Here is a 14,805-nt window from a genome sequence, read left to right as displayed (position 1 = left end):
AAAAACTATTGTGTACGATGTGCCAATACAATAGGTGGCTCCCCGTTAAAAGGGTTGGTAAAATTGCCAACCGACCTTGCGCCTTCTCCCAATGCAGATGCCCTTACTACACTTCTTGATCCGTAACGCAAACGAATCTTATCCATAGCACTATAAAGGCTTACCGTTCGTTTCTCGTCATCAAATAAATTTATTTGATAGGTACCTGAAGTTATTCCTCCATACCGCACACCAACTAAACGAATGAGCACACGTCTATCGTAGAGTTTATCAAATAGTTCTTGTACTAATGGAATTAAATGATGGTCTGCCGATGTATATGGTATTTTTAATTGCTTAGAATAAGTTTGAAAATCAGAATACCTAATTTTTACAGTAACTACCGATGCAAGCTTTCCTCCCCGGCGCAATTGAAATGCCAAATCTTCAGCCATAGCTGCAAGCGTAGTTTTTATTTTTGAAATATCTGTAGTGTCCCGTCCATAAGTACGTTCGCTAGAAATAGATTTCCGTTCATGATATTCTATAATGGGTGTATTATCAATACCATTAGAACGTTGCCAAATAACACGTCCGTTTTTACCAAAAACAGAGGTCATCATCTCCACAGGCATTTGTTGCACCGTATGAACCGTTTTTATTCCCATATTACAAAATGCCCTAAAAGTCTTCTCACCAACCATGGGGATCTTCTTAATAGAAAGGGGTGCTAAAAATTGTTTTTCTAAACCAAGTTCAATCTTTAACTGATTATTAGGTTTAGCCTCATTAGTAGCCACTTTAGAAACTGTTTTATTTTCTGAAAGTCCGAATGATATTGGTAAACCCGATTCCCTAATTATTTTGTGCCGTAATTCCGTGGCATATTTATAACATCCAAAAAAACGATCCATCCCAGAAAGATCTGCATAAAACTCATCAACACTAGCCTTTTCTAAAACAGGGACTTCGCTCTGTATAATCTCTGTAACCAACTTAGAGTATTTTGTATACGTACCTGCGTTCCCTTTAATAAAAATGGCATGCGGACATAATTGTCTTGCCATTTTTGCTGGCATTCCGGAGTGTACTCCATAAGCCCTTGTTTCATAGCTAGCAGCACTTACCACACCTCTATCTCCTGTTCCTCCAACTATAACAGGCTTATTATTTAGCCTACTATCTAAGAGTCGTTCACAGGAGACAAAGAATGTATCTAAGTCTAAATGTAGAATAGTACGTTTCATCTGTTTAAATTATTTTCTTTCATAGGTCAGATGCAATTCGCCATTAAACATTTCGGTGGGCATTACTATTGAATTATTATGGCTCATTTCATAGAAAATCAAAATGTATTAAACATTTTGTTCTACAAAAATATAGAACATAAACAAATATTCTATATTTGTATGTATTTTAATTATTAACAAATTAGTTTCTCTTTTAAAATTCACTGTAGATGAATGATTTACATGAAAATCAAGTAGCCCTTTTAAAATTGCTTAATGAGCAGGTAGACAACCCACTTACTATAAGACAAATTCAAGAAGCTTTAAATTTTTCTTCCTCTAGTATGGTGGCGCATCACATTCAAAAACTAGAACAGAAAGGCTATTTAAAACGCAATCAGCATAACCCAAGAGACTACCAAGTATTTCTTAATCCGGAGCGACCCATTATTTATTTGAACCTCTACGGAAATGCACAATGTGGTAAAAACGGTACTATACTAGATGGTAACCCTATAGATAAAATACCCATCGCATCTAGATTGCTGAAATTTCCTGCTAACGACGGGTTTATTGTTACAGCCAAAGGAAACTCTATGGAGCCCTTTATTAGAGAAGGTGATTTAGTTATAGCACAAAAGAAAAACGATGCTATTAACGGTGAAAAGATAGTATGTGTTTATGGAGAAAAAGTGCTTATAAAAAAGTTTTTTAAACAGAATGACACCATTACTCTTACCTCTTTAAATAGTGAACATCATCCGCCTATAATTGTAAATGACTATTTTAAAATTGAAGGCGTTGTTAAAAATGTTTTGAAATACAGTTAAAGCTAACATTTATCATCATAAAGCATTATTGTTTACAGTAATTTTGCACAAAACCTTTTTCATGAAAACAACTTTAGAAATACAAAACTTAAAATGTGGAGGTTGCGCCAACACCATCATCACTAAATTGTCTGATTTAGAACTTGTTGATGATGTAGTGGTTAATAACGATGATAATTCAGTGACGTTTTCATATAAGAATGAAGAAACTCTAAATGCTGTAAAAAACTTACTTGCAAAACTTGGTTATCCTGAAGTAGGAGATAAAAACGCCTTAACTACAAAAGCAAAATCTTTTGTTAGTTGCGCAATTGGAAGAATGAATAGTTAAACTATTTCTGCACTTAAACCAGCGTTTAACAACATCGTGCAACGTGGTTCTAAATCTTTAAGTTCACCTGTTTTAACAGTACACTTACCTTTGTAGTGAACAATGATAGAACATTGTTCTGCTTGTTCTGGTGTATGCTCACAAGCATAGATTAACGTTTCTATAACGTGATCAAAAGTATTCACATCATCGTTATACAACACAATCTCATTTAGATTTGCTTCCTTTTCTAGAACATCTAATTCTTCTTGTATTTTTTCTTTTGTACTCATAGCTATGGCTCAAATTTATAAAAAATATTTTATAACCACTTTAAGCAAGAAACAGATTTAGATTCATTATTTGAAGACACTTTGTCTAACAATCCTGTATTAGTATCAATTTTAAAAACCTCAATAGTAAATGAGTCCTGATTTGCTACCAATAACCAGTTACCACAAGGTGATAAATTAAAATCTCTTGGTGTAACTCCAAACACATCTTGAAAACCAACAAAACTTAAAATCCCCGTATCTTCAGCAAAACTAAAAATGGTTATAGTCTCACTTCCACGATTTGAACAGTATAAAAACTTGCCATCTTTAGATAATTTAATTGCCGAACTTGACGGCAGACCTTTATAACTATCAGGTAATGAATTTATGTTTTCTATAACTTGAAATTTACCATCATTCAATTTTAAGATTGAAACATCTGCAGTAAGCTCATTCATTAAAAACCCGTAATTTCCATGGGGATGCATAACCAAATGCCTTGGCCCACCACCTAATGGAGTATCAATTCTATAAGCGTCAGTTAACCTACTATTATCAATATTATAAACCAACACCTTATCAATACCTAAATCTGGCACCAACACCTGATTATTAAACTTATACACCATATGTGTATGTGCTGCTTCTTGTCGTTCTTTATTTACACTACCACCAGAATGTTGCAATATCTGCGAATACGGATTTAAAGAACCATCATTATTGATTGGATATATGTGAACATTTCCTGTCCAATAACAAGCCACAGCCAATGTTTTCTTATCAATGAAGTTGATATGACAAGGCAGCCCACCTAAAATGGGCTGTTTGTTTATTAATGTTAAGCTTTTATCATCATTTATTTTATATGCCAGAACATGCGGATTCTTTTCAGGCATTACTTCCTGAAAACTGTATAAATACTGTTTATCTGCAGAAATAACTAAATAGGCCGTGTTGATATTTTCCTCAACGTACAAACGTTTTAATTCACCTGTTTCTTCATTAAAATTGAAGGTAGAGATACCTTCTCCAAAACCTTCTAATCCGGGAAGTACTTCTGTTGTGTATGATCCCGTAAATAAAATCATGTGCTATTGATACTTTAAGGCTACCCAATTATTTCGCTCCAAAGTTTCTTGAATTTTAAGTCCGTATTTAGAAACTTCGGCATCAATGATTGGAATATCGCTATTATAAAATCCGCTTAAAAATAACATCCCGTCCTCATTTAAGCAAGAAAGATAGGTCTTCATGTCTTGAAGCAATATGTTTCTATTGATATTAGCAATAATAACATCATATAATTTACCTGATAAAAGGTTGGCATCTCCTTCTAAAACCGTAATGTGTTTGCGGTTATTGCGTTCTACATTTTCTAAGCTATTGAGGTAACACCAATTATCATAATCTATGGCGTCTATAGGTTGTGCGCCTTTCATTTCTGCCAAAATTGCCAAAACACCGGTACCGCAACCCATATCCAAAACCGATTTATTTTCAAAATCATTTTTTAAAATATGCTGAATCATCATGTGCGTGGTTTCATGATGCCCTGTTCCAAAACTCATTTTAGGCTCAATGACAATATCATATTGGGTATCAAACTTTTCATGGAACGGCGCCCTAACAGCACAAATATCATCCACAACAATGGGGTTAAAATTCTTCTCCCATTCTGCGTTCCAATTGGTTTGCTCTATTTCTGAAAAGTCATAGGTAATTTCAAATTCATCCGAATTTAGGATTTGAACCTCATCTAAAATAGTATCCTGCCACTCTTCTTTTTGAATGTAAGCTGTAACACCTGTTTCGTTTTCTACAAAACTCTCAAAACCTGCGTAACCTAATTCTGCAATGAGAATTTCTACTGCAGGTTGAAGCGGTGATACTTTAAACTCGTAACCAATATAGATGATGTTTGCCATTATTTTGAGTTTAACTTAGCGGAAAAACCCGCGTTAGTGATTGAAGAGGAAAGCCCACAACGAGGTACGAGTGAGGACTTGAAACGTAAAGCGCGACCCCGCCATTAGCGGGGTAACGCCAAAAATACTATTTACTTAAAATGCGTTTACTATAGCAAAGAAATCTTCGGCTTTAAGTGCTGCACCTCCAATTAATCCGCCATCTACATCTGGTTTAGAGAAAATCTCTTGTGCATTACCTGGTTTACAGCTACCGCCGTAAAGAATAGATACACTATCTGCCAAATCATTACCATATTTATTTGCTAATGTTTTTCTAATAAATGCGTGCATATCTTGTGCTTGCTCTGGTGATGCCGTTTCACCGGTACCAATGGCCCAAACAGGCTCATAAGCCAATATGATGTTTTTAAATGCTGTAGCCGGTAAATGGAATAAACCATTCTTGATTTGCCCATCTACAATGTTTTCTTGATTTCCTGATTTTCTATCGGTTAATTCTTCTCCGAAACAGAAAATTACGGTCATATCATTTACCAATGCAGCATCTACTTTTTTAGCTAAAAGCTCATCTGTTTCATTAAAGTATTCTCTACGCTCACTGTGTCCTAGAATTACAGTTGTTACGCCAATACTTTTTAACATGCTTGCACTAATCTCTCCGGTGTAAGCACCATTTTCTGCAAAGTGCATGTTTTGAGCTGCTACTTCTATATCAGTAGTTCTTAAAGCTTCATAAGCATGATATAAATTAGTAAAGGTAGGTGCTACCAATACTTCTGCGTTAGATGTTTTTGTTTGATTTTTTAAATCGGCTAACAATGATTCTGTTTGCGATAAATCGTTGTTCATTTTCCAGTTTCCAGCTACGATATTCTTTCTCATAAAATGATTACTTTATGGTTATTATTATATTATAAACGCTGCTAAAGTACTTATTTTTTTAGAGCCTGAATAAGATTTTTGTCATTAGCTTCAACAACTTTAAATACAACGATTTCGCTAGCCTCATTTATCACCATATATCTTGGAATCCAGTCTAAATCCAGAAAATTTCCGAAGGCTCCCTTCCATCCAGATTGCATATAATAATGTTCACCCACCACGTCATGTTTTTTTATACCTTTTTTCCAAGGCTCTTGCCCTCTATCTAAAGATAAAAACACATAAACCACATCTTCATATTCTGCTTGCAATTCTTTTACCTTTGGCATACCACGCAAACAATCTCCACACCAAGAAGCCCAAACATCAATAACAATTGTTTTGCCTTTATGTTTTTCTAATATAGATTGAAAAGTAACCTCATCACCTTCTAAAGTAATAAAAGTGTCATTTAAGGCTTCTTCACTAAAATGAGTGGGTACTTCTGTGTTACAGCTAAAGAAACTAATTAATAATATTAATAGATAGTTCATCTTGTTCATATTTATTGCAATTTGACTTTTGGATCTAACCAAGCATAAATTAAGTCGACAAAAATATTAATCATTACAAACATGGTCGCAATGACTAATACTGATCCCATAATTACAGGCAAATCTAAAGTATTAAGCGAGTTTACTATTTCTTTGCCTAAACCATTCCACCCAAAAATATATTCTACAAAAACAGCTCCTGCCAACATAGATGCAAACCAACCTGAAATAGCGGTAACCACCGGGTTCATAGCATTCTTAATGGCGTGTTTTTTTATAATTTGAAATTCACTTAAGCCCTTTGCTCTGGCTGTTCTAATATAATCTTGATTGAATACTTCTAAGAGCGAATTACGCATGAGTTGAATAACCACTGCTAACGGGCGGATTCCCAAAACAATTGCTGGTAATATTAAGTTCTTCCATTTTATGTGCATAGCTTCACCAAAATCATCCAATTCATAAAGGCTGCCTGTCATTTCTAAATTCGTGTATTTATGTAATACAAACCCAAATAACCACGCAAACAAAATAGCACTAAAGAACGACGGCACACTCATACCTAAGGTACTAACCACTTGAATAATCTTATCTAACCATTGATCTTTAAACAATGCCGAAACAATTCCTAAGGCTACTCCTAAAAGAATAGCGATAATAATGGCAGAAACAGCCAACACAAAAGTGTTTGGAAGTGTTTCTCCTAAAACTTCTGAAACACGTTTCCCTTGTTTAGTGAATGATTCTCTTAAATACGGAAACTTTAAAACGGTAGTTGTGTTACCAAGAGTGAATAATTTGGTTGCTGAATACTTACCGCTTTCTAGCGATGTATAATCTTCTTTTAAATTTGAATGAAAGGATAACGGAGACAAATCGTTTAAATAATATAAATACTGTGTAGAAATAGGCTTATCAAACCCGTATTTCTGTTTTACTAAAGCCAGTTGTTCTGTGTCTTCATTTTGCCCTAACATCATTTGAGCAGGGTCTCCGGGAAGCACATTAAACAACAAGAAAATAACCGTGATTACCCCAAATAATGTGAGTAATGCATAAGTGATTTTATTTAGTAAGTAACTAATCAATAATATTTATTTGTTAACCTGAATACTATAATTCCAAATCATCAACATCATTCCAATGGACTTTCTGGATTACGGTTCCTTTATCTAATTCCAAAATACCAGGATTGGATCGCACCACTGTTTTCAATGCTTTTTCATCACATAAATACCATTCAAAACTCAAACCGTACGTTTTGTTAATACTTTGTTTGGTTTCTTCTCCAGATGCTGTTAAACCAATAACTTTATATCCATTTTTAATGGCCTTTTCAGAAAGTACTTTTAGCCTTTTTGCTCCTTCTCTTTCAATCTTTTCTAAGCTATAAGACACTATCACAATAAGATTTTCCTCATTTAAAAATTGTTCTGTAAAATCACCATCATCACTTTCAATAGAAAAATCATAAATAGGTGGCTCGTAGCCTTTTTCTATTTCTTTGGTATCAACACTAACAAATTCGCCCTCAACGGTAGGATAAGAACCATTAGTTTTGATTACTTTTTCTTCACCGTTTATATTAAACTTCCAAGCATACTCAACTACTGGTTTTGGTGCATCTTCCGGTATTGTCATACCTTCAGTTATATTTTTCCCAATTGCATAACCCCTAAAATCTATTGCAGGCAAATGCATTAGTACATGATACCCAAACCATAAACTAACTATAAAGCCTAATAATGCCAATACAGTAGTTGGTAATTTACCAAAAATTGGTTTTATATATTTTAATCCTGCTAGCAGAATAAGGATAAAGAACAATAATATCAAATCTTTAGTGAAGCTTTCCCAAGGTGTTAACTTTAAGGCATCGCCAAAACAACCGCAATCTTTTACTTTGTCAAAATACGCCGAATAAAACGTTAAGAATGTGAAAAACACAATCATTAATAGTAAGCTCCAAATAGTGAATTTAGGTTTATAGCCAATCAGTAGGAACACTCCCAAAACCACTTCAAAAACTACCACAAAAATTGAAATTCCTAAAGCATACGGATCTAAAAATGGAAGGTTTAAAACATCTGCCCCAAAATATTCCTGAAGCTTATATGAAAACCCAAGAGGATCATTCAACTTTATAAAACCTGAGATTATAAAAAGAACTCCAACAAAAATTCTGGATAAACTTACTAGTGCTTTCATATTATTCTTCATTAAGATGAATCATAGCAAAAACTGCATAATTAATCATATCCTGATAATTAGCATCAATACCCTCACTAACCAGAGTCTTACCAGCATTATCTTCAATTTGCTTAACACGAAGTAATTTTTGCAAAATCAAATCTGTTAAACTACTCACCCTCATATCACGCCATGCTTCACCGTAATCATGGTTTTTGTCTTCCATTAATTTTTTGGTGATACCAATGTGCTTTTCGTATAACTCTACGGCTTCATCAGTAGATAAATCTGGCTGTTCAACAACACCTCTTTCAATTTGCACCAAAGCCATGATACAATAGTTAATAATACCAATAAATTCACTTTCTTGACCCTCATCAACTTTCTGAACACCGTTCTGTTGCAAACCTCTAATACGCTGCGCTTTAATGAAAATTTGATCTGTAAGCGAAGGTAAACGTAATATCCTCCAAGCGCTTCCGTAATCCGTCATTTTCTTTATAAATAAACTTTTACACGTATCAATTACCGCGTTGTATTGTTTTGAAGTATCTTGCATGAATTAAATTGTATTTTGCGTAAATTTCGCATAAAAAAGTTTAACCATCAAGGTTTCTGGTTTAAAGTTTTAAACCATGTACAAACACCTAACAAAACGGTATAAATGACCATTAATTGCAAAGGAAAACTTATAGATTTATCGTCGCCAAAAGTGATGGGGATTTTAAATATCACCCCCGATTCTTTTTTTGATGGCGGTAAATATAATGATGAAAAAGAAGTACTAAGGCAAGTTGATAAAATGCTCGATGAAGGCGCTACTTTTATTGATGTGGGTGCTTATAGTTCTCGTCCTGGAGCTGATTTTGTTAGTGAGGAAGATGAGCTAAAGCGTATAATTCCAATTGTAAATTTAATTCTAGAACATTTTCCAGAGACCTTAATTTCTATTGATACTTTTAGAAGCCATGTCGCTAAACAATGTATTGAAGCTGGTGCTACATTAATAAATGATATTTCTGCTGGAAAGCTTGATGAAAATATGCTGCTAACAGTTGCTGGTTTACAGGTACCTTATATCATGATGCATATGCGTGGTAATCCTCAAACCATGCAACAACAGACGGATTATGATGATATTACAAAGGATGTTTTGTTTTATTTCTCTGAACGTATTGCAGCCGCTAAATCTTTAGGGATTATTGATGTTATTGTTGATCCCGGGTTTGGTTTTGCCAAAACTTTAGAACAGAATTATGAGCTTTTAAGTAAACTAGAATTATTTAAAATGATTGAAAAACCTTTATTAGTAGGTGTTTCAAGAAAATCTATGATTTATAAACTATTAGATTCTTCACCTGAAAATGCTTTGAATGGCACTACCGCATTAAACACCATTGCTTTACAAAACGGCACTTCTATTTTACGTGTACATGATGTTAAAGAAGCTATGGAATGCGTGAAATTAGTGGAATCGTTGAGTTGTTAAGTTGTTATGAAAAAAATTGCATTGTTATTTGCTTTGGTTTTAGTCTTTTCTTGTAACAAGAAAGTCATTGAATTACCAGAGATTAGTCATTCAAATATTACAGAATTAGAGGATGTTTCAGCAGCTTACCTGTTTTATGATGAGACCAAGCCCGATAGCCTTGAATTAAACCGAAAAAACTTAATCAGCACAACTAATTGGTTGGTTAATGTAGATAAACGTTTGACTTTAAAACAGGCAATTCCACACATTAAATTTCTACAGAATAAAAAAGCTAATGCTGGTCATAAAAACGAAAACGCTAAAAACTATTTTACGTGTCATGATACTAGTAGAAATAATTTGGGGTTTGTTGAGTTTACGGATGTCATTTATCATGAAGATTTATCATATAAATTCACTCCAAAACATTCTCAATTATACAACAACAAAATTTTAAACATCCATATTAAATCATTAGAAAAAATCACGATTTATCCAACATCCGAAGAAACATTTATTGAATCCAGTAGTAATTCCACCTTAAAAAATGATTTAATAGCCACTATAGAAAAATCAGAAGAAAAATTTCAAATTGAGATTTCTTATAACGAAAACTTACAATTTCAAGATTATATTACTATTAAATCTAAAATCTTAGAATTAGACTTAAAAAATGTTACAATCTCAAATCACGAATTCATAATAGATTCACTCTAATTTCTTAAATTTACCAAAACCTATTTCCTATTGGACATCTTTAACGACATTTTAAACCTACGCTTTATAGATTATCTCGATGTTGTTTTGGTGGCACTACTACTCTACTACCTTTATAAACTAGTAAAAGGAACGGTAGCTATTAATATTTTTCTTGGAATCATTATTATTTACGGTGCTTGGAAACTCACTGAATTCCTAAACATGGAATTGCTTTCGGGTATTTTCGGTGGTTTTATGAAAGTTGGAATTATCGCATTAATTGTAGTGTTTCAACCTGAAATCAGGAAATTTTTACTCATGGTTGGGTCTACTAACTTTGGAAAACGGGTATCTTTTTTACAACGTTTTAAATCTGACTCAGCAAACACCACAGATATTGAGGCGGTTGTAGCAGCTTGTAACAAAATGTCTATGTCTAAAACCGGGGCTTTAATAGTTTTTGAAAATAATAATAATCTAGATTTTTTATTGTCCTCAGGCGATGAAATGAATATTAAAGTCACTCAACCCATTATAGAAAGTATCTTTTTTAAAAATAGCCCGCTTCATGATGGCGCCATCATTATTAGTGACAACATTGTAAAAGCTACAAGAGTTATTCTACCAGTTAATAACGAAAAAAACATACCTCAAAGGTTTGGACTGCGCCATAGAGCTGCCATTGGCATTACCGAAAAAACAGATGCTTTAGCACTTGCTGTAAGTGAAGAAACCGGACACATCTCTTATTTTAAGGATGGTGAATTTGTAGTCTTTGAAGACTCTAACCAACTTACTAGTTTAATTAAGAAAGATTTGGTGTAATGAATTGTAGAAACTGTAATACTTCATTAAGAACAGATTATAGTTTTTGTCCTGACTGTGGCGCTAAAGTAATTAGGAATAGAATCTCAGTTAAAAACTTACTTTACGATTTAATAGAACGTTATTTTAACCTAGATAACACTTTCCTAAAAACCCTTTGGCATATGCTTATCAAACCACATATTGTTTGTGGAGGTTATATTGCCGGTATAAGGAAAAAGTATCTAAACCCTGTGAGTATGTTGGCCATTGCTTTAACATCTTCCGGGTTTATCCTGTTTCTAATTAAAAAAGTAGCTTGGGATAGTATTGACTTTTCAAGTATAAGTTATGCACAGACAAGTACTGGAGGTAGTGGTACAGAGAAAATTATATCTGCTACTATGGAATATAGTTCTTTAATATACTTCCTATACATACCAATGATAGCCTTTGCTGGTTTTGTGGTATTTAACAAAAAACAATACAATTACGCGGAACATTTTGTTACCGCTATATATGCTCTTACAAGTTTTAGCATTATTTCAACGGTATACCAAGCTATATTATTACTGGTAAATCCTCAAGTGTACATAGATACAGCCTTAATATATGTAGCCTTAATGATTTTTTTCTGTGTTTATGTGTCTTACAAAAACTCTAAATTCAGTAAAACATCTTTACTTTGGAGAGTACCTACATTTTTGCTAATATTTTTCATGGATTACTTAGGAATCTCTATGTTGTCAATAGTAATGTTGTTTTTGACAGGTGATATTTCTATACAAGACTTTGTTCCGAAGAATTAAACAACAACTTCCTCTTGTAAAAACTGAACTTCGTAAAGATTTTTGTAGTAACCATCTTTCTTTTTAAGAAGCTCGTCATGTGTACCTTGTTCTACAATAATACCGGCATCCATAACTATAATTTTATCTGCTTTTTTAACCGTAGCCAAACGGTGCGCAATAACAATTGACGTACGTCCTTTAGTAATTTTATCTGTAGCATTTTGAATAAGTTGTTCAGAATAAGAATCTACCGAAGAAGTGGCTTCATCTAACACTAAAATACTTGGGTTGGTTACATAGGCTCTTAAAAATGAAATTAACTGCCTTTGACCAGACGACAGCATCACTCCACGCTCTTTCACGTTATAGTGATAGCCATTTGGTAAACTCATAATAAATTCGTGAATACCAATATCTTTAGCAGCCTGTTGTACCTCGGCCTCTGTAATCTCAGGATGATTTAAAGTAATGTTACTTAAAATAGTATCAGCAAATAAGAACACATCTTGTAATACCACCGCAATTTGTGTTCGTAAGGACGCTAGGGTAACCTCTCTAATATCTATATTATCCACTAAAATGGCACCATCTTTAATCTCATAAAAACGATTCAACAAATTAATAATAGTAGACTTTCCTGCTCCGGTAGCACCAACAATAGCAACCGTATCGCCAGCATTAACTGAGAATGAAATCCCTTTTAAAACTTCTTCATTTTCAACATAACTAAAGTGTACATCATCAAACTTAAGGTTGCCCTTAAAATGTTCTGCTACCATAGTTCCTGTATCATCAATTTGAGATGTGGTATCTAAAACTTTAAACACTCTGTTTGCAGCCACCATTCCCATTTGTAGCGTATTAAACTTATCAGCAATCTGCCTTAACGGTCTAAACAACATAGGAATATACATGATAAACTCTACCAAGGTTCCTTGAGTAACCGTACCAACAATAACATTCAATCCGCCATACCAAGCTACTAAACCAATGGTAACTGATGATGCCAAATCTGCTATAGGAAAGAAAAAGGAATTATACCAAACCGTTTTTAACCATCCCTTTTTATGGCGCTCATTTATCGTCTTAAAATTTTCGTGCTCAACCTTTTCACGGGTAAAAAGCTGAAGGATTTTCATACCCGTTATACGCTCTTGAACAAAAGAATTAAGATTAGACACCTCTGTTCTTACCTCCTCAAAAGCCACTTTCATATACTTTTGAAACAGTCGAGTAGCATATAATAATATGGGGAGCATTATAAATACAATTAAGCTCAACCTCCAATTAGAATTCAGCATAAAACCAAACACTACTACCATAGTAAGGATATCCCTGAAAATCATGAACAAACCTTGACCAAAAATATCAGCAATACGCTCCATATCGGTCACTGCTCTCGTGATTAAAACACCAACAGAAGAATTATCATAATACTTCATTTTAAATTGAAGCAAATGATTAAAAAGTTTTATCCTAACATCTTTTACTAGGTTTTGCCCTAACCACGCTGCGTAATAAATAAACGAAAGTTGAAATATGGTTTGAAACATTAAAACCCCAAACATAATAACCACGTAGACCAAAAAGGTTTCAGAATCACCTAAAGAGATTCCTAAATCAATAGCCTCTTTAGTTAATCTTGGCATAACCGCACTTAAAAGCGCTAAAAGAATTACCAAAACAAAAAGCCCAATAAAAACACCTTTATAAGGTTTTATATACTGAAACAGCCTTTTAAATAGCACAAAATCAAATATGTTTTCCTTTTTCTTAGTCATTAAGTTTTATACTGTCTGGGTATTCCACATGAGTTAAATATAAGGCATGTGCAGGAACCGAAAATCCCGCCTCACTCCTATTTTTAGATTTAATTATAGTATGCAAATCGTTTACATTAATTTTCCCTAAACCTATATTTATCATGGTACCTACAATGGCTCTTACCATATTGCGCAAAAACCTATCGGCCTTTACAACAAAATGAAGCTCATCATCCTTAAAAAACCATTCGGCTTTCATGATATCACAATTATACGTTTTTACATCGGTATTCGTTTTAGAAAAGCATTGAAAATCTTTATACTCAAATAAAATTTTCGAAGCTTCCTTCATTTTCTCCACATCTAAATTCTGCTTCACATAAAGCACATTATTAAACGTAAACACATTTTTACTTAGTATAATTCTGTATAAATACGTTCTACTTACAGCATCAAAACGTGCATGCGCATCTGCATTTACCTTTAAAACACTTTTAATAGCAATATCCTTCGGTAAAAACGAATTGAGCTTATAAGTTAACTGTGTTTCCTCAAAACCAACCTCGGTATCAAAATGCGCAAACATTTGTGAGGCATGCACTCCGGTATCGGTACGTCCTGCGCCAACAATAGCAACAGGTTCTTTTAAAAGCGTAGATAAGCCTTTTTCAAGAACTTCCTGTACAGAAATAGCAGTGGGCTGATTTTGCCAACCATGATAAGCACTACCATTATAAGAAAGTTCTATAAAATACCTCAAACTGTATTATACATTTATTGAAACAGCAAAGATATACAGTTTTGTTATTCCACAACAGATAGAAATCTTAATTAATTACTAAATAATATGGGCGTTACCCAATTTTGTTTTTTGATGCTTCACCATGTTCAGCATTACAAAATTGCGTCAGGCTATATTCGTCGGTTAATATTTAAAATTAATGAACTCATGAATATAAATATTTCACTACTCGCTCCCTCATGCTTCGGGGAGCTCAAACATGCGCTCAATCCCTAACGCATCTACCTGCCAAATTATGGGTGTGGAATGAAGTTAATATGTTTTTGAAAAAGTTCGTTAATGCAAAGATAAAGTTCCATTTTAATGAACTTTATTGGTT

General features: G+C 33.7%; 17 protein-coding genes. 6 read left to right on the top strand and 11 right to left on the bottom strand.

Features of this window, described 5'->3' with window-relative positions; genetic code table 11:
• Positions 1 to 5: 5 nt before the first annotated feature.
• A complete protein-coding gene (gene dinB, locus FUA22_RS15290; RefSeq protein WP_147769463.1) occupies positions 6 to 1,226 on the bottom strand; it encodes a DNA polymerase IV in 1,221 nt (406 codons plus the stop codon).
• 212 nt (positions 1,227 to 1,438) lie between these two features.
• Between dinB and FUA22_RS15285 the strand changes: the two genes are divergently transcribed.
• Positions 1,439 to 2,038, top strand: coding sequence for a LexA family protein (locus FUA22_RS15285; protein ID WP_147769462.1), 600 nt, complete (start codon positions 1,439 to 1,441; stop codon positions 2,036 to 2,038).
• Positions 2,039 to 2,099: 61 nt separating this feature from the next.
• Positions 2,100 to 2,369: a heavy-metal-associated domain-containing protein gene (locus tag FUA22_RS15280; RefSeq protein WP_147769461.1), complete on the top strand. Its 270-nt coding sequence runs from the start codon at positions 2,100 to 2,102 to the stop codon at positions 2,367 to 2,369.
• Here the strand turns inward: FUA22_RS15280 and FUA22_RS15275 are convergent.
• The 8 genes from FUA22_RS15275 to FUA22_RS15240 all read right to left on the bottom strand — a co-directional run bounded on the left by FUA22_RS15275 (position 2,366) and on the right by FUA22_RS15240 (position 8,715).
• Entirely contained in the window at positions 2,366 to 2,641 is a 276-nt protein-coding gene (locus FUA22_RS15275) for an ATP-dependent Clp protease adaptor ClpS (RefSeq protein ID WP_147769460.1), read from the bottom strand. The two genes, FUA22_RS15280 and FUA22_RS15275, sit on opposite strands and share 4 nt — an antisense overlap.
• Positions 2,642 to 2,670: 29 nt before the next feature.
• Positions 2,671 to 3,711, bottom strand: a complete 1,041-nt coding sequence (locus FUA22_RS15270; RefSeq protein WP_147769459.1) for a lactonase family protein — start codon at positions 3,709 to 3,711, stop codon at positions 2,671 to 2,673.
• Positions 3,712 to 3,714: 3 nt separating this feature from the next.
• Positions 3,715 to 4,548, bottom strand: coding sequence for a 50S ribosomal protein L11 methyltransferase (gene prmA, locus FUA22_RS15265; RefSeq protein ID WP_147769458.1), 834 nt, complete (start codon positions 4,546 to 4,548; stop codon positions 3,715 to 3,717).
• A 135-nt stretch (positions 4,549 to 4,683) separates the two neighbouring features.
• A complete protein-coding gene (gene tpiA, locus FUA22_RS15260) occupies positions 4,684 to 5,433 on the bottom strand; it encodes a triose-phosphate isomerase (protein WP_147769457.1) in 750 nt (249 codons plus the stop codon).
• A gap of 50 nt (positions 5,434 to 5,483) precedes the next feature.
• The gene (locus tag FUA22_RS15255; RefSeq protein WP_147769456.1) at positions 5,484 to 5,966 is read right to left on the bottom strand and encodes a TlpA family protein disulfide reductase; all 483 of its coding nucleotides are present in this window, start codon (positions 5,964 to 5,966) and stop codon (positions 5,484 to 5,486) included.
• Positions 5,967 to 5,977: 11 nt separating this feature from the next.
• A complete protein-coding gene (locus FUA22_RS15250; protein ID WP_147769455.1) occupies positions 5,978 to 7,054 on the bottom strand; it encodes an ABC transporter permease in 1,077 nt (358 codons plus the stop codon).
• Between the two features lie 25 nt (positions 7,055 to 7,079).
• Complete coding sequence (locus tag FUA22_RS15245; protein WP_147769454.1) at positions 7,080 to 8,174, bottom strand: BT_3928 family protein; 1,095 nt, start codon at positions 8,172 to 8,174, stop codon at positions 7,080 to 7,082.
• Position 8,175: 1 nt separating this feature from the next.
• Complete coding sequence (locus FUA22_RS15240; protein ID WP_147769453.1) at positions 8,176 to 8,715, bottom strand: DUF1599 domain-containing protein; 540 nt, start codon at positions 8,713 to 8,715, stop codon at positions 8,176 to 8,178.
• Positions 8,716 to 8,820: 105 nt separating this feature from the next.
• Between FUA22_RS15240 and folP the strand changes: the two genes are divergently transcribed.
• Genes folP through FUA22_RS15220 form a run of 4 tightly spaced genes read left to right on the top strand, consistent with a single transcriptional unit; the run spans position 8,821 to position 11,939 of the window.
• Positions 8,821 to 9,645: a dihydropteroate synthase gene (folP, locus tag FUA22_RS15235; RefSeq protein ID WP_147769452.1), complete on the top strand. Its 825-nt coding sequence runs from the start codon at positions 8,821 to 8,823 to the stop codon at positions 9,643 to 9,645.
• A gap of 6 nt (positions 9,646 to 9,651) precedes the next feature.
• Positions 9,652 to 10,344, top strand: coding sequence for a hypothetical protein (locus tag FUA22_RS15230; RefSeq protein ID WP_147769451.1), 693 nt, complete (start codon positions 9,652 to 9,654; stop codon positions 10,342 to 10,344).
• A gap of 30 nt (positions 10,345 to 10,374) precedes the next feature.
• Entirely contained in the window at positions 10,375 to 11,151 is a 777-nt protein-coding gene (locus tag FUA22_RS15225) for a diadenylate cyclase (protein WP_147769450.1), read from the top strand.
• The gene (locus FUA22_RS15220; protein WP_147769449.1) at positions 11,151 to 11,939 is read left to right on the top strand and encodes a DUF3667 domain-containing protein; all 789 of its coding nucleotides are present in this window, start codon (positions 11,151 to 11,153) and stop codon (positions 11,937 to 11,939) included. The genes FUA22_RS15225 and FUA22_RS15220 overlap by 1 nt, the downstream gene beginning before the upstream one ends.
• On the opposite strand, the gene FUA22_RS15215 is transcribed toward FUA22_RS15220, so the two are convergent.
• Together FUA22_RS15215 and truA are read right to left on the bottom strand one after the other, a co-directional pair.
• Positions 11,936 to 13,702, bottom strand: a complete 1,767-nt coding sequence (locus FUA22_RS15215) for an ABC transporter ATP-binding protein (protein ID WP_147769448.1) — start codon at positions 13,700 to 13,702, stop codon at positions 11,936 to 11,938. The two genes, FUA22_RS15220 and FUA22_RS15215, sit on opposite strands and share 4 nt — an antisense overlap.
• A complete protein-coding gene (gene truA, locus FUA22_RS15210) occupies positions 13,695 to 14,444 on the bottom strand; it encodes a tRNA pseudouridine(38-40) synthase TruA (protein ID WP_147769447.1) in 750 nt (249 codons plus the stop codon). The genes FUA22_RS15215 and truA overlap by 8 nt, the downstream gene beginning before the upstream one ends.
• Positions 14,445 to 14,805 lie beyond the last annotated feature (361 nt).

This window comes from Seonamhaeicola maritimus, assembly GCF_008056315.1.
GTDB lineage: Bacteria > Bacteroidota > Bacteroidia > Flavobacteriales > Flavobacteriaceae > Seonamhaeicola > Seonamhaeicola maritimus.
This window is presented reverse-complemented; position numbering and strand designations above follow the sequence as displayed.